Consider the following 21518-nt stretch of genomic DNA (forward strand, 5'->3'; position numbering starts at 1 on the left):
GAGTATGGGTATAATAGATAAGAATACAACAACGAAGGGATTTTAATAATAAATATGAAACACACTTATAAATTTGCATTAAGCTTAACTGTAGTCGGAGGCCTAACATTTGTCGCTTCTGAACATATTCACGACGCTTATGCAGCAGAAATACAAGCAAGCTCAACGCAAACAGACAATCACTCAAAAGCAGATAGCCCCAATACTGAAACAACGTTATCATCTGATCAATCACAAGTAAGAGATGCTTCAAATCACACAGATGCTATAGCTTCTAACTCCTTTAATAAAGTAACGCAAAGCTCTGACTCAACACATAATAACAATGCACATTCAAAAGAAGAAAATGTTAATACTCAACCTGAGTCAGTTCAGCCAACGCAAGCTTCTGTAAATCCACATCAGGATTCACAAGGTGCGGGCGAAAGTGAGCAAACTTCATCACATCCACAACAAGATACACAACAATCAAATAATCAACTACGCTCAGCTCAACCATCTCAAGGAGACACTTCAGAAGAACATAATGCAGGTCACACACAACAACAAGATACATCATCAAACGACACTGACGCTGCAGAATCACAACAAGAACGTCCAACTTCAGCACAACCGATCCTTAGAGCAACTTCGAATGCTGAAACACCAGAGACAACTTCAGCACCTATGGAAAATACGAAGACGATGACTATTAAAAATGTTGTCAGAGGAAATAATACAGCACAAGCAGGAACGCTTCGTGGACAGAATCACATGCGTCAAAGTTTGGACATCGTTGTACCTGCTAACACGAAAGCGTATATCCGTTCAAAAGATGTAGTGAATAAAAAACAATTAACAGCGGAATTAATTACAGATTCCTCTAAAAGTGATGCACGTACCAATTTCGCACTAGATAATCAATGGCATGAAATCCAAGCTTCTAAAGATGGTGCGCTCTTCATCAAGACACCTTCTAATCTCGATGGCCCAGTAGATGTGGAATATTATGTTGAAGGTAACAAAGGTGTCGACATGCCTCATTACAAATTAAACGGAGACATTGAGAAGTTCAAACGTGACTGGCAAGAGACAGACGCTGCGTTTGCTGTAGCAGAATCTGAGCATTCCCAAATCTTGATTCCTCATGTCGACAAAGATTACGTTCTTGATATGGAAAACACGACGAACCCTATTGGTTTCAAATCTCTCGATGAAACACTCAATTATCATGAGGATATGTTAAAGCACTATGACCACTGGCTTGGTCTTGACGACAGTAGTGATATTGATTCTAACTCTCCACAGCAATACTTTATTCGTGCAGATAAGACAGGTGCTGGCGCAGCTTACTACAACCCAGATCACACAGCCACAAATGGTGACTCAGTCGTACCGTTTCTATCTCGAAGTTGGTTACTACTACACGAAGTAGGACATGGTTACAATGGATATGTCGTACATCCAAACACAGCGACAGATATCGTCTTACTTGAAACTTGGAACAATATTTACGGTAACTTGATGGTTTCTACGGTAGATCCTAAACAAGGTGACTGGCTTTATGGTGGTAAGCAAGAAGCCTATCAGAAACAAGAGTTAGATAAAATGACGAAAAGTGACGATGATTATCAGTTTATTCGTCAATCATTTAAATCACGACTCAACATTATGGCAACACTAGTACGCGGTACAGGTGAAGAAAGCTTTATCAAATTTAATAAATACATGCGTCAAATGGGCAACAAAGTTAAAGAACGCTCAATTAACGATCAACTTGCAGAAGAATGGGGCAACTTGAGTGATGTCAATCTCGTTCCCTACTTCGATTTAGCCGGTATACCAGTTAACGAGAGTGTCAAAGAACGTATTTACGAACAAGGCAATACGATTCTTTATCCATTATCACTTCTTACATCTGACGAAGCTGAACAGGACCGTATTAAAGAAAGTGAACATATGGTATCTCGTCATGATTTGGTTTCGACAGATGCCTTGAAAGACGCGGGTATAACAGCCTCTTCTACAATTGATTTGAAATTAAATGGTAATCAACTCCGAGATAATGCCGAAGTTAGATTATTAGATGGCAAACGCGTAGTTGCTACGGCTCAAGTCAAAGATAATCAAGTACACTTTGAAGATGTACCTATGGGTGTTTATAAAGTAGAAGCGCCTTTTACTACAGATGGTAAATTACCTAAGACAGAATATATTGTTATGAAAGCGCATGAAGATAATCAGCTAGAACTTAACTACCCTGCTGACGCGAAATCTAACTACTCAGAGGTTGCGAACTTCTTAGGCTTAAGCAATGACAATGTAGCGAGTCTGACTTATAACCCGACGACAAATAAAGTGAAGATTACGGATTCACTTAAGGCACCTCACGTGTATTTTAAAACGAACTACATCACGATGACGATTAAAGATAAAAATGGTGAAGTGAAATATCATAAAGAGATGGTTGGTAACCAAGCGCGTACTGGCGATAACATTGAAGATGTTGATGTTCAACCAGGTGACACACTTGAAATTTACCATGCTGAACCAGGACGATTAAAATTTAGTAATAACAACACTAACCAACCTATTTCTGCACTTGAAACGAAAAATCAGACGACAACGTATCATTTCACACCGTATGGTTTAACTAAAACGGATGAAGATGAAGCCTACCAACGTTACATCGATAACTTAAAAGCTGAACTTGATAATAAACAAGCTGATTTAGATGCACATCCGGATCTCGATAGTCGTAAAATAGTGAGTGGTTTGTATGCTGAGATTAATAATTTAAAAGATCAGGATAAACAGCAGTTTATTAATGACTATCGTGAACTTCTTGAAAAAACGGGAGTTATTGAATCAGAAGATGCAAATGATGACAATCACAAGGAAGAACCTACTGAACCTGGCAATGATGATAACAATAATGGCGAAGATGAGGATACAGGCAATAGTGAAGACCCTACTGAGACAGGTGATGACGAGGAACAGCCTGGCGATAATGATAATAATCCAGGTGATTCTGAACAGCCTTCTGAACCAGGCAACGATGATGACAATGCTGAAAATCCTGTAGATCCTGGTGATGATGAGCAGCCTACTCAACCTGGTGATAGCGAAGAGCAACCTGGCAATAATGACAATAATTCTGGCGATCCTGATGAACCAACTGAACCAGGCAATGACCAAACTCAACCTGGAGACACAGAACAGCCTGGAGATAACGACAATGAACCGGGTGATGACGAACAAACAGAAAATGATGATAATCAACCTGGCGAAGGCGAACACGAAGATCCTAGTGAACCGGGTGACAATGAGCAACCAAGCAATCCAGGAAATGAGGCATCTACTGAGCCTGGACAAAATGAAACTGATCCTGGTTCTTCGGAGGAGCCAAGTGCGCCAGGTGATGAGACTGACCCTGCCGTACCTGGCGATGAAGATAACAACCATGGAAATGATGAAGACACAGGCAGTAGCGAAGAGCCTACTGAGCCTGGTGATAGCGAAGAACAACCGAGCGATCCTGAACAACCTACTGAACCGAGCAACGAAGATAATAACTCTGAAAATCCTGTGGATCCTGGTAACGATGATCAGCCTAGTCAACCAGGTGATGACGAGGAACAACCATCAGAACCAGGCAATGATCAAACTCAACCTGGAGACACAACGCACCCTAGTGAGAACGATAATAATCCTGGTGATTCTGATGAACCTAATCAGCCTGGTAACGAAGAACAACCTGGAGACAATAGCAGCGAGCCTAGCGACAATGAGCAACCTACGCAACCAGGAGATAACGACAATAATCCTAGCGATTCCGAACAACCAGACGAGCCTGGCAAGGATAGCAAAGATGATACGCATGGAGACAACAATACAACCCAACCATCAGAACCAACATCACCTCAACCAGGTAATGTAACGATTACTCAACCATCTGATGATGTGTCACAAGATGAATCCGAACCAGGAAAAGTGACGATTCAAGAACCTCAACCAGAACAACATCAAGATAGTGAAGCGCCTATTACAATCGTAACGCCGACTGAACAAGAACAAACATCATCAGTAGAACAATCATCTACGACGCATACTGAAGTTGAAACGCAAACAACTCAAGGTACAGACCAATGGATTGGTGGAACATGTGGAACTGCCCTTGTTGATCAAAATTCAGTATTACAGGATGGATTAACATCTTCATCACTTCATCAACCTAACATCATTCAGTCAGCACAAGCGTCACAATCTGTGAATACAGATATAAACAGTACGCTTATGTCAGATCATCATCTGAAATCTAATTCAGAATTAATTCAACATCCTGAATACAAAGCAATTCAACCTATTGCAGCACCAACTATTCAGAACGCTAAAGATAGCAAAGATAGTTCAGCGCCTCAAACTCAGTTACCTGATACAGGAAGCGCATCTCATAATGGTCCATTATGGGGCACTATAGCATTAATCGCCGGTATCTTTACTTTACGTTGGAGAAAACGTAAATCTACGGATCAAAAGTAAGTTCAAACGAAACTTCAATCACTTATATATTAGCTACTCAATAACACAAAACATCCCTTAGGTCCTCTTACATGAAGACTTAAGGGATGTTTTTAATTTACTAAGAATTATGTATAATTTTTTTCTAATATCATTTTTTAACTAAACCTATGCCTATACTATTTAAATCATGTCACCTTTTTCAAACATTTTACCTCCCCTGCCGTACTAAAAAAGCTTGAGATAAGTCACTTTCAACTTACCTCAAGCTATATCATTTCAATATGACAGAATGCTAGTCACACAATTACAGTTTGCAAATTAAACTTCACCGTATTTCACTACGTCTCTAGCAATCATCACTTCTTCATTCGTTGGAATTACCAAGACTTTCACAGGTGAATCATCTGTACTAATGAGACCTTCACCGTCTGTCATTGCTTGGTTCTTCTCTTTATCTAACTTCACACCCATAAATTCGAGTCCTTGAAGTACACGTTCACGCGTTTCTGGAGAATGTTCACCTACACCAGCTGTCATGATAATCACATCAGCACCTTGCATGTGCGCCGCATACGCACCAATGTAACCGTGAATATGACGAGCATAAACTTGTAAACCAAGTTCACAACGCTCACAACCATTTTTGGCATCCATTTCAATATCTCGAACGTCACTAAATTTACCAGTCAAACCGAGTAAACCTGATTCTTTATTTAGAGTATAACGCACTTCTGCTGCTGTCTTACCTGTTTTTTCCATAATAAATGGTACAAGCGCTGGATCAATATTACCAGAGCGTGTGCCCATCGTTAAGCCTGCAAGTGGCGTGAAGCCCATGGATGTATCAACAGATTCACCATTAACTACTGCAGCTACGGAAGCACCGTTACCGATATGACATGAAACGATCTTTAAGTCTTCGATTGGTTTATCAAGTAGTTTCGCAGCTCGGCGACTCACATATTTATGACTTGTACCATGGAAACCATACTTACGAATACGATAATCTGTATAGTACTCGTAAGGTAAACTGTACATGTATGCTGCTTGAGACATAGACTGATGGAATGATGTATCGAATACAGCTACATGTGGGACCTCAGGCAAGAGTTTACGGAAAGCGCGAATACCCATTAAGTTTGCTGGGTTATGTAGTGGCGCTAAATCACTAAGTCTTTCGATTTCACGTTCAACTTCATCTGTGATGTAAGCTGATTTAGGGAAAGACTCTCCGCCGTGAACAACGCGATGTCCTGTACCATCAATATCGTTGACATCTTTGATTAAATCATGTTCTTTCAAACTATCTAACATGATGTGTACTGCTTTGTCGTGGTCAGGAATATCTTTCGTTTCCTTAATCTTCTCACCGTTCAATTCAATCTTGAAGATAGAATTATCTAATCCAATACGTTCGATTAGACCTTTGGTGATTAACTTCTCCTCTGGCATTTCAATAAGTTGAAACTTCAATGATGAACTACCAGCATTGATTGCTAAAATTAATTTTGACATACCCGCTGCCTCCAATTTACAGATGTTTGATTCAATTTCTATTTAACCACTAATACAGTTTTTTATCAAGAGTAATACAGTTTATTTCTCAGAATGATTTTCCCCCATCCAATCATTGAGCTCTTGAATAAATCCTTGAAACTGTTGTGGGTTTTTGAAGTCTGGAATGTTAGCTAGCAATACCTCTACAGGTCTAGTAACATTAGCTTCTTTTTTCTGGAGAATTAACAGAGATTTACGTGCTTTTTCATTCTTGAATAAAGTGCTAGGTAAATGTAGGAAAGCTTGCATTTCTGCTTCTGTTGCAATATAACTTTGCAACTGTTTCACATGATCGCCTTCGAATATCTGGCTTGGAACGACGAGAAATGCGTATCCTGAAGGTTTCAGTGTTTGAATTGCTTGTTCAATCAATAAATAATGTGAGTAGCTATGACCTTCATCAAAGCCAAGTTTCATTTCATGACTTCGTTCATCTAAAGGATAGTAGCCAATCGGTAAGTCACTAACTACTACATCTGCTTCTTCAAATGGAAGTGGCATAATCGCATCTTGTGGGTACACATCGAATGGAATTTCTAAGAAGTTCGCTAAGTGCACACTCACACGAGAGAGAGTAGGATCCACTTCAACCAAATGATGCATGAGTGTGGTATTCTTTAACACTTCGTGAACTGTCGCGCTCAAGTGACCCGCACCACTCGCTAAATCTACGACATGCATTTCTTCATAATCAGCCATAAATTTATCTACTAAGAAACCTAGGATTAAACCAATTGAATCAGGTGTAATTTGATGATTTGCTTGAACATCTTCTTCTTGCAGTAAGCTTAAGTAAGCGAATTGAAATGCTTTACGACGATCTTGTAATGTCGCTTGTTCTAACAAATCACGCTGATTCGTATACACCTGTTCCATCGCAAGACCTAAGTTCTCAAGTAAACTTTGGCCATTCTCCTTGTGTAAAGCTTTAGCCTGTTCATCTAACGTTGTGAAGAGTTTCTCCATTACCGTTTGTTCTTCAGTCATGACATTAGTCCTTTCTCTATAAAGTCCTGGTTAAATATTATTGAATACATCTGTAAATTAGGCAGACGCCTACTTCATTTTAACAATCTGCTACAATTTAGCGTATTCAATAATTATGGACAGAATAGTAACTGTTGTCAATGTCAGTGAACCGCTTCCCCTTCAGATACATGTTGCCATTTATTCGTATTCTATTTTTAAAATGCCAATTCAAACATACCTTCTATGACCTAATGACGCACAATTGAATGTGTAAGTCAATCTAAATTAACAATTAATTTGTATAATTCAGACAACTAACTGTGCACTTGTAACATATTTCTCTATACCATCTCTGCTCATTGTTCACACTTAACGTATTACAAAGTACATCGTCTTAGTAACAATTCATTTCGCGATGCTAATTTTCTTAAAAATATAAATAAAGACACATTGTTCGCGTTAAGACTTGTGAACTTTAGAAGTAACCGTAGCATTTAATAGGATGAATAGACCTCCTCGACACGCTTACTTTCTGCTCATTAGAGCTCAGTCGAGAAAGTACTTGTTCTAAACGTATGATCTATTCCCACGCCCATCCTATCTCCACGAATTACTTCCTTACAAGCTATTATAACGCTTACAATATGTCTCTAACAACGTTTAATATCCATTTGAGGTCATTTTTTTAAAAAGAAGAGCTTGGCGTATTTATTTTTAATCACTACAGTGTCGCCGAAGTAGTCATGAATCCCTCGATGTTGAGGTGTAAATAAGACTACGATATAAGGCAAGCACAACATCACGCCGTTTACAATTCGGCCAATCCACTCTCTAAATAACACATCTGACCAACGTAGAGCTTCACGATCCACCCGTTCGACTCTAATATTACAAATCATCTTTCCTAAAGTCTGCTTAAAGTATTTCGTGAGCAATACGAAGTAAAGGTAGAAGATCAGAGCTTTGACGAGATGATCGACGCTGAAATAATTAATCCATAACTTCCAATCTGGAATATGTGTAAAATGATTTAAAGGTGCGAGAATCAGTCTTTGAAGCCCGTGAATGATTAATAAATCGATGATAAAACTTACGAGACGTATACCAAAGCCTGCATAGATTTGTTCACGAACACCTTCGTAATATAAATTGGATAACTCATCCGCGTTCGCTTGGTGTTTCATAGGCGACTCTGTATTATGAGACACGTCCCCTGAATATACATTCGTCATCTTCTTCACCTACCCTTCATAAAGATATTCCGGTTTCGCTTTAGAGTCATTATGAATGGCTGATTTCAACTGTTTCATATCATTCTTGATACCATCAATGGATGACTTAACAGAGAAGATAGATGAGAAGAAACCATCATCCATAGCGTACTCAAAGACTTCTGGGTTATCTTTACCGATGTCTTTACTTAAGGCTTTCAATGCGGTCTGCTTATAGCCAATCTCATCGATTAAGCCATTATCTTTCGCTTGTTGCGCACTGTATACTCGACCGTCTGCAAGATGACGCACTTTCGATTCGCTCATATGACGTCCATCTTTCACGACATCGACGAAACGATCAAAGCTGTCATCGATTACAGATTGCATAATTTGTTTCTCTTCTTTCGTCATATGACGCGAGCTACTTAAGATATCTTTGTGATCACCTGATTTAATCACATTCTCTTTAATACCGAGTTTCTTCTGTAAATCTGAATAGTCAATATTAGACATGATTACGCCAATAGAGCCCGTCATACTTTGTGGACCCGCATAGATCTTATCTGCAGGTGCCGATATGTAGTAACCGCCTGATGCCGCCATATCTTCCATTTGAACGTAGACTTTTTTATCTGCTTTCTTAATCTGTTTAATCTTTTGATAGATCTCGTCACTTGGATAAGTACCGCCACCAGGTGAATTCACTGTGAGCAACAAGCCGTCAACAGTGTCGTCATCTTTCACTTTATCGAGCTGCTTTAGAAAGGCTTCGTGATTATACTCTCCACCGCCGAAGAGGCCACCACTTTCGCCACCGCTCATAATCTCACCATTTAACGTAAGATGCGCGATTCGATGATTACTATTTCCATCTTTTTCCACTTGTTCAGTAAAAGGGTCGATGTCACCGATGCCTTGATTATTAAACATAGCAGAAACAAGTGCTGATATTGAACTTACCGTAATTCCACCGATGATAATAACTACGGCTAAGATAATTGCGATGATTCGCTTTTTCGACATATTTCAACCTCCATGTATAGTATTACTGTTTTATTTAAACACATCTCATAAGCAACTGTATAGTTCCTGTTGTAGACAATTAATAGCCACAATTAATAAAGGGCCTAAGTACATCACTCACTGATGAACCTAGACCCTTTATAACAGATATTATCCTAATGCAATAACTGCATGACATAATCATATGCGTTTTTTAAAATCAATAAAGCTGTAACCACAATGAAGAGCACTTTAACGTAGCCCACTCCTTGCTTGATTGCAAACATCGCACCTACGTATGAACCTGCAATCATACTTGCAGCCATAATCAAGCCATAAAGATAATTAACTTCCCCTAAAATCATAAACAGTATGAGAGCTCCGAGATTGGAAGCAAAGTTCAATACTTTAGCATTACCGGCAGCGCCTAGGAAATCAAAGCCAAACATAAGAAGAATAAACATCATAAATGACCCTGTACCTCCACCGAGGAAACCGTCATAGAATCCTATTAAAGACAACAGAATAGTAATCAGTATCGCTTTCTTCACTGTGAAACTCTGAACTCTGCGTACGTCGCCCCAATCTTTTTTGAAAATCGTATAAAACAACACGAGCGTTAATATGACGATAACAATGGGCTTTAGAAGTTGTGCAGGTAAGAACGTCGCTAAACTCGCCCCAAGCATTGCTAGTATAAACACGGGTACAAACAAGCGTCCAACAAGCTTCAAATCAACTTTACCTGAGCGAATGAAACGAATGGCGCTCGTCATCGATCCGAAGACACTTGCAAGCTTGTTGGTACCTAGGGCAACTGAAGGTGGTAATCCTACCGCTAGTAATGTCGGTATCGATATCAAACCGCCTCCACCCACAACAGCGTCAATAAAGGCAGCTAGAAAACCTAGAGCCATAATAATTAATATAATTGAGATACTCCAATCCATAAATACCCATCCCCTCCTTGTTGTCTTATCTTAGAAGTCTACGATTAGAATAAATCATTTGCTAAATCTTCTGTATCGAGCTCTTTCTCACTTTGATAGTCTTCAGTAATCGTTAATGTTTCAATGTTATCTGTAGCACGTTGAACCATCTCTGAGAAGTCATAAACGCTTTCGTATTCTTCTACTTTTTCAAAGTTCGGCTCAGTGACAGGATTTTTCGGCGTGAAGATCGTACAGCAATCCTCATAAGGTTGGATAGATACCTCATACGTACCAATTGCTCTTGCCTTTTTAACAATTTCCTCTTTATCTAAAGTAAGCAACGGTCTAAGCACTGGCGTAGACGTTACATGGTTAATGGCATACATACTCTTCAACGTCTGACTTGCCACTTGTCCGAGATTCTCACCATTCACGATGGCGTCCGCACCGACACGATGCACAAGTTTATCCGCCACACGCATCATCATACGACGCGTAGAAGTCATCGTATAGCGTGGATGGACAACTTTGTTAATGTGTTTCTGAATTTCTGTAAAAGGCACGATGTGCAACTTAATCGGGCCGACTTTCTTAGCAAGCAAACGCGTGAGTTCAATGACTTTCTCTTTCGCCTTTTCACTTGTAAAAGGTGGACTGTGGAAGTGCACCGCTTCAATCGTCACACCACGACGCATCACTTCCATGCCAGCAACAGGTGAATCAATACCGCCTGATAACATGAGCACCGTCTTACCCCCTGTACCTACAGGTAATCCACCTGGTCCGGGGATGATCGCATCGTAAATGTAGATCGCATCACGACGTACTTCAACTTTGATTATATGGTCAGGATCATGAACATCCACAGTAAGTCCATCGGTATGCTTGAGTACTGCAGCTCCAATCGTACGTTGTAACTCAAATGTTTCCATCGGGAAAGACTTGTCTGAACGTTTGACATTAATCTTGAAAGTGTCGCCATCTTCGTAGCTCTGAGCGAAAGCAACTGCCTGTTCATTTGCTGCTTCTAACGTCTTGTCAATCTTTAATACAGGACTAACTGATTTCACCCCGATGATTTCTTTCAAGCGTCCGATTACGCTTTCAACATCGGTCTCTTCAGTAATTTCAATATACATACGATCGCGATTCGCTTTAATCTTCAATTCTTCAAACGAAGACAATGCGCTTTGCGTATTCGCGCGTAGTTGATTCACAAATTTCTTTCTGTTTGCTCCTTTGAGCGTGAGTTCACCATATCTCACTAAGATATGATCATAAATCATCTTAACAGCTCCTTAACTTCTTGATATACAGCCTCAAATGCCTGTTTAAACTGCTCAATATCAGCTTCAGTCGTCTTATTTCCTAATGACACACGAATACTTCCTTCAATTCGTGTCTCATCTATATGCATGGCAAGTAACACTTCATTTAGCTTCGATTGTTTAGACGAGCACGCACTCGTAGTAGAAATCATCACATTATGTTGTGAGAAAGCATTGACGAGCACCTCTCCTTTTACTCCAGGGAAGCCAATATTGAGTATGTGAGGAATTGCACCTTCTGGCGTATTCAAATGCACGCCTGGATATTGTGCGATAAATTGACGTAGGTCATCAGTCAAACCTTGTATGCGCTTATAATTCGCGTCCATATTCTGAACGTTGGCTTTCAATGCCTTTACAATCGCTATATCCATCGGTAAATTCACTGTCCCACTACGTAAGCCATATTCTTGGCCGCCGCCTTGAATAATCGGTTCCAAGTGATGTTTATTACGGATGAGCAACAAGCCTTGCCCTTTCAACCCATTGAATTTGTGGCCACTCACACTAAGACTCTCGACACCTTCTGTCTCTAGTGGTACCTTACCTACCGCTTGTACTGCATCTACATGTAAAAATGCTTTAGGATAGTCCGCAACAATTTGTGCTACTTCGCGCACAGGCTGACGTTGCCCCATAATATTATTGACCTGCATGCACGTTACGAGACCCACTTCACTCGACATTAATGATTTCAAATGCTCAGTATCGAGTCGGCCTTCTCTTGTGACATTGCAGTATTTAACTGTAAAACCTTCTTCTCCTAAAGCACGAACAACTTCAAGTACAGATGGATGTTCGAGTAATGATGTGATAATGACAGGCGCAGAATCTTTCTTACGATATGCCAAACCTTTGAGAGCCATATTATTCGATTCTGTCGCTCCACTGGTAAAAATAATATCGAATTCATCATTTAAATTTAAGATTTGATTAATTTGTGATTTGCTCTGTTCTAATAATTGCGCTGCTTGTAAACCTGCTTTATGAGGACTATTTGGATTGTAATAAATAGATTGGTTCGCTTGTAAATAAGCTTGCAAGACGTCCTCATTTGGCGCTGTAGTTGCAGCATTATCAAGATAAATCACGGCTCTCACTCCTTTTAACGCTCTTTATCTTATCATATTCTAATTTCTTGTGACTATAGGATGATTGTTTTTTAAAAATTAAAAAGCAAAATGTCACACAACACTATAAAATTATACGCATTTCAACCGAAATTTAAAGTGACGTGTTCACCTCAAACATTTAAAACATTTAACTACCGACTAGAAATTTTATTTTCAAATTAGGATTTTCAAAATAAAAAATGATGTGATGTCTATGGTTCAACACAAAAGCACCCCTCAAAAAGTACTCATTCATACTTTCGAGAGGTGCATTGCAACTCAAATTAAAGATCCTGTTCTTCTGTCACTTGTGTTTCAATTTTCTTCGTGATACCAGGTTCAATGGATTCTAAAGATTGTTCAGCAATTTCGATGGCGCGTTTATAGCGGTTGTTCTTGAATAAACGCTCAGCTTCGTTAAGGCTTTTATCAATACTAGAGTCATCTTTACGATAACGGTTACCGTATTGAATCAAGCGTTCCGCGTACACTGCGTTGACGAGCACGTCGTTTGCTTCGTCTTCAAATTTATTCATTTGAAGTACGACTTTTGCCACTTTATCTTTCAGCTGCTTCACGTGAATTGGACGTACGCTAAATTTCTTATTCACTTCGCGTACTTCATAGTCGATTTCATTTTTCATAATGATGAAACGTTCCGGCACGCTCGTTAAGTTAGAAGCAAGTAAGCGACGATAAACTTCTTCTTTCTTACCTTGAACGCGTAAAATGTTCTCCTCAGCTTCTGCTTCATCTTCACGAAGTTGAATTAAGTGATTCTGAAGTTTTTCTTGTTTGTCGTTGATAATGGCTACATGTTCTTCAATGTATTTTAAATTATCTTCCACTTCGCTATAACGTACTGCTGATTTAGACATTTCTCTTAAGATTTCATCGTAGACTGAAATCAAGTTTTGAATTTCGTTTTCAAACTGACGTACGTTTTGCACATCACTTTCATTAATGTAGTAATTCTCACGTACATATTCAATTTCAGTTTGAAGCGTGTAGTTCATGTCTTTCGCTCTGAACAAGTTATCCGTAATGACTTCTTTAGATTCCTCTACTTCGTTCTTCGCTTTCACTTCATGTTCAATCAAGTCGTACATTTCATCCAACTTGTCATTAATCGCATTGAGTTTATCATTGGCTTCATCTAATTCAAGACGACTAATCATCGGTTCAACAAAGCTTAACTCCGTCTTCAATGTTTGAAGATTACTATCTACTTTCACGTGATCTAGGTCATAACCTTCCACTTTCAAGTCACGGCAACCATATTTTAAGTCCTGGAATTGACCTGGAAGTTCTTTTTGCGCTTCACGTATTAAATCAGGAATTTCTTCCATATCCGCTTTCAAGTATTCCATATCCCCATGAAGCGTTTGGATATGTTCGTGCGCTTGATTGTAATTCCCTTCTTCTTGAAGCGTGACATAGTTATCAAGTTCAGGCGCAAATGATTCAATTTCTTGTTCAAGCGGTGCTGCTGCTTCTCCAAATTGATGGCGGTTCGCAAGTACATCGCGTTTCATTTCACGATAATCTGTCTGACAAGCTTCGTACAGTTTATCGCTTTCTTTATGTACGGAAAAGACTTCTTCAACTTCAGTGGTTAAAGAGTTATAATTTTCCTCGTATTTATCCATCAACTCATGCGCTTCGTCGATTTCAGTTTGTGCTTGTGCAAAGCGGAACTTGTCTAAATGCGTTTCAGCTTCTTGAATCTTGTCTTCAACTGGCACTAAATATTGATTCTTACTTTCAGAAGCGTTGTGTTGTAACAATCTATAACGCTCTTTCGTTTCTCCAGTCATTTCAAGCTTAGATAGTTGATTCAAGCTATCCTCATACGGAAGCTGTTCAATCTTCTCTTTACGTTCCTCAGCTTGTTCAATTATTCGTGTTTTTTGCGAGCGCATGTAAAATAAGACGCCAACAGCAATAACGATTAAAATCAGTATTGCTAATACAATATACAAGATTACCATAAGTCTTCTCCTCCTATTTAATCATTTTTAATTATAACGTAAGTCGGCTGTCTATTTAAATAGAAAATAGATGTTTACGTCAGATTATTTTCAAAAAATTTGTTAACCCCTTTCAGTTCTTCATTCGGGAATTTTGAAACATTTTTTACACATCGCTACTCAACCTTTTAAAAAGGTTAAAGTTTAACTTCAACAAGTAGAGGTTAAAATAATTGTTTCAACTATATATAGTTATTATACTAAACAGAAAAAGGAATCGAGGTAAAGTTATGACCCAATATTCAACTACAAATTATCGTGCACTTCATCAACAACTCAAAGGATTGCTTGATGGAGAACATGATTTAATCGCTATTTTAAGTAATGCCTCAGCTTTAATCAACGACCATCTCGACAACGTGAACTGGGTAGGTTTCTACCTCGTTAAGAATGAAGAACTACTACTTGGACCCTTCCAAGGTCATCCTGCATGTGTTCATATTCCTATCGGCAAAGGTGTATGTGGCACCGCAGTATCCGAAGGTGCAGTACAACGTGTAGATGATGTTAACGCCTTCCCGGGACACATTGCATGTGATCCAAAAAGCCAATCAGAAATCGTGGTTCCTATACGACGTGGAGTCTCTATTATCGGTGTCCTAGATATTGACGCACCGGTTACGCATCGCTTTACTGAAACGGATGCACAAGGTCTCAAAGACGTCGTGACGATTATTGAAGATCATTTAGCGTAAAATAGGTGTTAGCTATTGACACCCCGCCGGATAATGTTACAATTAAGTTTGTGTGAATTAACGAAAATAGCAGTTGTATATTGAATCGCTCTATGTTGTTCCCGACGCGGACGTGCCGTGTAACCGGAGCTATGAGGCGAGGACACATAAAACAACATATCGATTTAAGCATACAACACTCTTTTTTGTTATTCATAACAACAAAAAAGAAAAAGGAGGAGTCTTATAATGGCTCGATTCAGAGGTTCAAGCTGGAAGAAATCTCGTCGCTTAGGAATTTCTTTAAGCGGTACAGGTAAAGAATTAGAAAAGCGTCCATACGCTCCAGGACAACATGGTCCTAACCAACGTAAGAAAATGTCAGAGTACGGTTTACAATTACGTGAGAAACAAAAATTACGTTACTTATATGGTATGACAGAAAGACAATTCCGTAACACATTCGAACTTGCTGGTAAGCAACACGGTGTACACGGTGAAAACTTCATGCAATTACTTGCTGCTCGTTTAGACGCAGTTGTATATTCATTAGGTTTAGCACGTACACGTCGTCAAGCACGTCAATTAGTAAGTCATGGTCACATTGAAGTAGATGGTGGTCGCGTAAACATCCCATCTTACACTTTAAAACCAGGACAAGAAATTTCAGTACGTGAAAAATCTCAAAAATTAGACGTAATCAACGAATCAGTTGAAATCAATAACTTCGTACCTGAGTACTTAGAATTTGATTCTGATAACCTCACTGGTAAATTTGTTCGTATTCCTGAGCGTAGTGAATTACCAGCTGAAATTAATGAACAACTTATCGTTGAGTACTACTCAAGATAATAACTTTTTCTATCTATATAGACCCGAGCGAAACAAAGTGTTCGCCCGGGTCTTTACTTGTTTATATTTAATTCTTCAACGACTTTCTCTCACTTTGCCCCTGCCCTACTCTCGCTTAAACGTTTCATGAGCTGACACATGAGTTGCGGCCGATCGGTAATTAAACCATCCACACCTTTATGATACAGATGATACCCTTGCAATAGCCGATTCACTGTATAGGGCATGACTTTTGCATGATGTCGATGTATTTCTTTGACCAAACGGCGCGTGACATTTTTAAAATGTGGATTAATATAGTCACAAATTTGTGTATACGTCTTTAAATGCGGCCAGCGTTTCCAAACATGTTTGCGTTTTAACAATAGACCTAACGTAAGCGCATCATCTAACTGATGTAACTGCTTTAAGCTCTTGAAATCGAACGACTGTATAATCAGCTGCGAATAAGGAAATTGCAGATCACGAATTTCTGAGATTAACTGTCGCTCAATACCTGGATATTTATGCGGTAACTTTAATTCTACTAACAGCTGACGTGAGGTATTTCGCATATACGCTAAGATTTCTTTAAAGGTCATGATACGTTGATTGGAATGATGTCTACCTCTCCAAATACCGAAATCATACTGTTTCAACTCTGCTAACGTATAGTCACGCACGTACCCTACTCGGTTACAGGTCCGATTCAATTTCTCATCATGTATGACGACTAACTGGTTATCACGTGTCATATGTAAATCAATTTCGATTATCGGTGCTGCAGTCTCAAGTGCAGCGGCCATACTGACCAAGGTGTTCTCAGGAAAGCGATAGGAATCGCCGCGATGTGCAACGATGGTTATCGGTTGATTAATTATCATGAGTCTTCACTCTTTCATTTACACTATGAATCATCTAAACTTAATTTAACACACTACATGAGGAGGTCAACGCACATGAAAGCACATGATTTCAAGGTACAAACGTCTTGGCGAGGTGGTCGTGACACAGTTGGTAAGGTCCAAGGCGACGTCTTTCACGAATCCATTTCTATTCCGGCTGGTCTTGGTGGACAAGGCGTGGGTACTAACCCTGACGAAATGCTCGTCTCAGCTGCATCCTCTTGTTATATTATTTCACTGGCTGCCGTGCTAGAGCGCGCACATTACAAAGATGTTGAGATAGCTCAAACTTCTATTGGTACTGCTGTGTTAGACCAAGGTAAGTTTAAAATGAAAGTCATCACCCACTATCCAACCATCACTATACATGAAGATGACGCTACCCGTCTCAATCGACAACTATCAAAACTACTCAAACTCGCGGATCAGAACTGTATGATTTCAAATTCTGTACGAGGGAACTTAGAGATTGACATTGAACCTAACATTCGATACTTGAACGACTAACAAGCTTATTGTCGTACTTTCATTACAGACTTGAATTTGCTTAGTTGTAACACGATCTTAAATTCAAGTCTTATTTTATGAAGTGCTTCTCAAAAATAAGGACATCCAATCGATATGAAGTCATCTCATTTAGAAAGAACCTAATTGTTGATAAAGATATTAACTCATGCTTGTCGCAGTAACCATCTGTACTTGAGATAGCTGGCGCTATCTCAAGTACTAGTCAATCTCGCGGGTTAAGATTACGTAATTATTCACATTTCCGTCTGTCTCCCACTTACAATAAAATATTTCTTATTTGCAACACATCGTCTACGATATAGTCTGCGCCATAATCTTCTAATTCTGCTTTTGCGTCTTTACCTTTTAACCCTGTCAGTGGACCGATAAATGTTGCACCAATCTTCTTCGCACAAAGTAAATCAGCTAACGAATCACCAACGATATACACCTCTTCATCCTCGAGTCGTTGTGCTTGATCCTGTGCATACTGACTATACTTAGACACGTCATTCCCAAAGTAAGCAGCTAAATATGTAAATGGATTCGGCTTAGCGAGTGGCCGTTGCTCAGGTAATATTTGTTCCGCTTTCAAGACATCAGACGCTGTCACGACGTATTGCTTATCGAAATAGTCACTTAAACCGAGACTTTGGAAAGGCACTTCTGTTTCTGTGCGCGGCCGTCCTGTAGCTAGTGCAAGTTGATAGCCTGCATCTACCATATCTTGTAGTAATATTTGAATATCTTTAACAGGTGCGAGCACAACTTCGTGATAAATATAACCTTCTTTAAATGTTGATTTAGCAGCTTTCCCTTCTACTTCTTCAAATAATCGATGTCCTAAATACCATTCTTGATAGACTTCTTGAGCAAGTTGCCAATATGAGCTAGTCATCTCAAAAATATCTACTTTATCTGTATACAACGCCGCTTGAGCATGTGCTTGTAAATCTTCAAATATCTCATTCTTTCCATTCTTCACTTGTTTTAAAAATTTCATGGGGCTCTCAAAGTTTAACGCAACTTCATTAACATGCTGACCTAAAAATTGTAATGCTTCTGCGGAAATTGTTTCTGATTCAAGAAAGGCTTGTAACGTTCTTGGATCAATAGCCTTACAAATCTCAATCGTATGTAACGCCAGCACGATAAACAACATGTCCCAATTCGAATTGAGCCCCATTGATTTTAACTGTTGTAGAATCTCATCTTGGTAAAAGACGAGTTCGCGTATTTCTTTAATATCTTCTTCAGTAAGTTGACTGAAGTCGATTGAAGGATGTAGACCGATGTACTCTGAACTCATCAGAATTTCGTAAACTGTGAGTGCAGCGACATCGAAGCAACGATCTTCGCTCAAGAAGACGCCGTCTACATCAAACAAGATTGATTTCATTCTCCCATGCCACTCCTTTATAACTGAACTGTGCTACGCCTATATTACTATCTGTATAGTAAAAGAGCAAATAGCACTGAACTATTTGCTCTTACTCTCATAGATTCAATTCTCTTCTTAACTGTAACTTGCTAAAAGGAATAGTTATTCTTGACCATTCATTAAGCTTTCAACTTCATCTGCAACTTGTTGCACTTGTGGACCGATGACGACTTGGGCATTATGTTGTCCACTCGTTGTCACGCCTACAGCGCCGGCATTTTTTATCATATCTTTATCTATCTGTTGATTATCCTGAAGCTCTAATCTTAACCGCGTCGCACAATTGGTGAGTGATGTAATATTCTCTTTTCCACCTAAGCCCGTAAGTATTTGCTGCGCCATCGCATGATATTTACCACCAGTTGTTGCGTTCTTTTTACCATCAGAAGTTGAATCAGTTTCCTCTGTAGGATCTTGAAGTAAGTTAGAACCGCGACCTGGCGTATTCAAGTTAAAGAGCTTGATAACGGCACGGAAGATAACGTAATACAGAACAAAGAACACGATGCCCTCTACAATCAACATCAATGGATGATTGGCCACGGGATTGACGAGTGATAACAGATAATCAATCAAACCTGCACTGAATGAGAAACCTGCTGTCCAGTGGAACAATGCAGCAATAAACATAGATAAACCTGTTAAGAATGCGTGGATGACGAAAAGCAATGGTGCCACGAACATAAACGCAAACTCAATCGGTTCAGTAACGCCTGTGATAAAGGCCGAAACTGCTCCTGCTAACATCAAGCCGTAGACACGTTTCTTCTGCTTCGATTCAGCTGATTGATACATCGCAAGTGCGGCAGCTGGTACGCCAAACATCATGACTGGGAAGAAACCTGCTTGATAGCGGCCAGTAATGCCCTTCACAGCTTCGTGTCCTGACTGGAACTTGTGAATATCATCAATGCCTGCAATATTAAACCAGAAGACAGAATTCAACGCATGGTGCAAGCCTGTCGGTATTAAGAGACGGTTGAAGAATCCATAAAGGAAAGCACCTATAGGTCCGAATCCGATAATCCATTTCGCAAAGGTAACTATTGCATCATAAATATAAGGCCACACGACCATTAAGACGACGATGAGCCCCAAACTAAAGAAAGCTGTCATAATTGGTACGAGTCGTTTACCACTGAAGAAAGATAAAGCCATAGGAAGCTCCGTCTGGCTGAAACGGTTGTATGTAAATGCGGCGATTAAGCCAACGAGTAAACCAACAAAGACATTTCCATTATTCATTTGCTCAAAGGCCATGTTGACATCATTCTTATCAATTCCTAACAGCACTGATAAATGCTCAGGCTTGAGCACTTGTGTTGTTAAAAAGTAACCGACAACAGCTGCTAAAGTTACTGCACCATCGTTCTTCTTCGCCATGCCCAAAGCAACCCCTACTGCAAAGAGTATGCCGAGTTGATCGAGAATCGCCATACCACTCTGAGCAAAAAACTCAGCGACATGTGGCCAAATGTGAAGGGCTTTCAATAAATTCCCTATACCTGTAATAATTGCAGCGGCAGGTAAGACTGCAATCGGTAACATCAATGATCTACCTAAACGTTGTAGAAAGTTATACATTCTATATCCTCTTTTCTTTATCTTTGATAATAATTTGAATGAGCAACTATATTAGCCATTAATATATTAACACAGCACCCCTCTCAGACCTATAGACCTAGTGAAATCGACACAAAAAAAGCTAAAGTCCAACAACTCGAGTCTTTATGTAGTGCATAATATCAGACAAGAGTTGAACACTTTAGCTTTAATCATCGATTTGTAGTTGTAATGATTTGATAGACGCTAACTTAATTAATCTCCGTACGTCTCAACTAATTCTTGATGTAATGCTTTCGTGCGTTTTTCTAATTCTTTCGTGATGTAAGTTAACTTTTCATTACGTTTCATGGACCTCGGAAGTGATTTCGTGTCGATAGGTTCTCCAAATTTAATATGCGCTTTACCGAAGAATAAACCTTTAATGTCTTTAGGGCCTACGTAAGCTGCTGGTACGATTGGTGTTTCTGCCATCATCGCGATTGTAGCCGCTCCACGTTTCAATGGTGCATCTTCATCTTTCTTCGTGCGGTGTCCTGCCGGGAATAACCCTACTGTCTTATTCTTTTTCAACAATTTGATAGGTTGTTTCAAAGTACTTGGACCTGGGTTTTCACGATCTACTGGAAAAGCATTCAAAGATTTCAGGAACTTTCCAATATATTTATTATAAAAGAGTTCCTTTTTCGCCATATAATGAATTTGGTTCGGAGCAATTGCTAAACCAAGCATAATAACCTCATTATAACTTTCGTGCGTACACGTCACGACATAGCGATATAGTTGAGGTATATTCTCTTTTCCATGAACCTCCAAACTTTTACAAACTTTAATCAGTATAAAAGTTAAGATAGCTCGACAAAAATTATACATACGTTCACCTACTTTAATAACTGTTATACAATAATAAATTTTACCATTTCCGCTATACCTGTCTCTTATACACATCT

The 21518-nt window shown here is 39.3% G+C and carries 16 protein-coding genes; 4 read left to right on the top strand and 12 right to left on the bottom strand.

Annotated features, from left to right (window positions below):
• Positions 1 to 54 precede the first annotated feature (54 nt).
• Positions 55 to 4521 carry a putative mucin/carbohydrate-binding domain-containing protein gene (locus CD126_RS10620; protein WP_103370480.1) on the top strand — a complete coding sequence of 1489 codons (4467 nt, stop codon included), beginning with the start codon at positions 55 to 57 and terminating at the stop codon, positions 4519 to 4521.
• Positions 4522 to 4821: 300 nt separating this feature from the next.
• Here the strand turns inward: CD126_RS10620 and CD126_RS10625 are convergent, their stop codons facing one another.
• From CD126_RS10625 to ezrA, 8 genes are all read right to left on the bottom strand, one after another.
• Positions 4822 to 6018 carry an acetate kinase gene (locus CD126_RS10625; RefSeq protein WP_002471232.1) on the bottom strand — a complete coding sequence of 399 codons (1197 nt, stop codon included), beginning with the start codon at positions 6016 to 6018 and terminating at the stop codon, positions 4822 to 4824.
• Positions 6019 to 6099: 81 nt separating this feature from the next.
• Complete coding sequence (locus CD126_RS10630) at positions 6100 to 7047, bottom strand: class I SAM-dependent methyltransferase (RefSeq protein WP_103370481.1); 948 nt, start codon at positions 7045 to 7047, stop codon at positions 6100 to 6102.
• Between the two features lie 659 nt (positions 7048 to 7706).
• Complete coding sequence (locus tag CD126_RS10635; protein WP_002471190.1) at positions 7707 to 8261, bottom strand: RDD family protein; 555 nt, start codon at positions 8259 to 8261, stop codon at positions 7707 to 7709.
• Between the two features lie 9 nt (positions 8262 to 8270).
• A complete protein-coding gene (gene sppA / locus CD126_RS10640; protein WP_103370482.1) occupies positions 8271 to 9266 on the bottom strand; it encodes a signal peptide peptidase SppA in 996 nt (331 codons plus the stop codon).
• A gap of 155 nt (positions 9267 to 9421) precedes the next feature.
• The gene (locus tag CD126_RS10645) at positions 9422 to 10195 is read right to left on the bottom strand and encodes a sulfite exporter TauE/SafE family protein (RefSeq protein ID WP_103370483.1); all 774 of its coding nucleotides are present in this window, start codon (positions 10193 to 10195) and stop codon (positions 9422 to 9424) included.
• A 44-nt stretch (positions 10196 to 10239) separates the two neighbouring features.
• Entirely contained in the window at positions 10240 to 11463 is a 1224-nt protein-coding gene (gene thiI, locus CD126_RS10650) for a tRNA uracil 4-sulfurtransferase ThiI (RefSeq protein ID WP_049406185.1), read from the bottom strand.
• Positions 11460 to 12596, bottom strand: coding sequence for a cysteine desulfurase family protein (locus CD126_RS10655; protein WP_049406186.1), 1137 nt, complete (start codon positions 12594 to 12596; stop codon positions 11460 to 11462). The genes thiI and CD126_RS10655 overlap by 4 nt, the downstream gene beginning before the upstream one ends.
• Before the next feature lie 305 nt (positions 12597 to 12901).
• On the bottom strand, positions 12902 to 14608 hold the full coding sequence (ezrA, locus tag CD126_RS10660; RefSeq protein WP_049406189.1) for a septation ring formation regulator EzrA: 1707 nt from the start codon (positions 14606 to 14608) through the stop codon (positions 12902 to 12904).
• Between the two features lie 269 nt (positions 14609 to 14877).
• Here ezrA and CD126_RS10665 point away from each other — a divergent pair, with 269 nt between their 5' ends.
• Together CD126_RS10665 and rpsD are read left to right on the top strand one after the other, a co-directional pair.
• Positions 14878 to 15342 (top strand): GAF domain-containing protein, encoded by a 465-nt coding sequence (locus CD126_RS10665; protein WP_049406191.1) that lies wholly within the window; start codon positions 14878 to 14880, stop codon positions 15340 to 15342.
• A gap of 228 nt (positions 15343 to 15570) precedes the next feature.
• On the top strand, positions 15571 to 16173 hold the full coding sequence (gene rpsD / locus CD126_RS10670; protein WP_002471200.1) for a 30S ribosomal protein S4: 603 nt from the start codon (positions 15571 to 15573) through the stop codon (positions 16171 to 16173).
• A gap of 89 nt (positions 16174 to 16262) precedes the next feature.
• On the opposite strand, the gene CD126_RS10675 is transcribed toward rpsD, so the two are convergent.
• Positions 16263 to 17036, bottom strand: a complete 774-nt coding sequence (locus CD126_RS10675) for a glycerophosphodiester phosphodiesterase (protein ID WP_103370484.1) — start codon at positions 17034 to 17036, stop codon at positions 16263 to 16265.
• Positions 17037 to 17111: 75 nt separating this feature from the next.
• Between CD126_RS10675 and CD126_RS10680 the strand changes: the two genes are divergently transcribed.
• Complete coding sequence (locus tag CD126_RS10680) at positions 17112 to 17564, top strand: SACOL1771 family peroxiredoxin (RefSeq protein WP_049406196.1); 453 nt, start codon at positions 17112 to 17114, stop codon at positions 17562 to 17564.
• A gap of 277 nt (positions 17565 to 17841) precedes the next feature.
• On the opposite strand, the gene CD126_RS10685 is transcribed toward CD126_RS10680, so the two are convergent.
• The 3 genes from CD126_RS10685 to CD126_RS10695 all read right to left on the bottom strand — a co-directional run bounded on the left by CD126_RS10685 (position 17842) and on the right by CD126_RS10695 (position 21441).
• The gene (locus CD126_RS10685; protein WP_049406198.1) at positions 17842 to 18963 is read right to left on the bottom strand and encodes an HAD family hydrolase; all 1122 of its coding nucleotides are present in this window, start codon (positions 18961 to 18963) and stop codon (positions 17842 to 17844) included.
• Positions 18964 to 19107: 144 nt separating this feature from the next.
• Entirely contained in the window at positions 19108 to 20589 is a 1482-nt protein-coding gene (gene nagE, locus CD126_RS10690; protein ID WP_103370485.1) for an N-acetylglucosamine-specific PTS transporter subunit IIBC, read from the bottom strand.
• A gap of 234 nt (positions 20590 to 20823) precedes the next feature.
• Positions 20824 to 21441 (bottom strand): lysophospholipid acyltransferase family protein, encoded by a 618-nt coding sequence (locus CD126_RS10695; protein ID WP_049405553.1) that lies wholly within the window; start codon positions 21439 to 21441, stop codon positions 20824 to 20826.
• Positions 21442 to 21518 lie beyond the last annotated feature (77 nt).

It is taken from the genome of Staphylococcus pettenkoferi (assembly GCF_002902685.1).
Taxonomy (GTDB): Bacteria; Bacillota; Bacilli; order Staphylococcales; family Staphylococcaceae; genus Staphylococcus; species Staphylococcus pettenkoferi.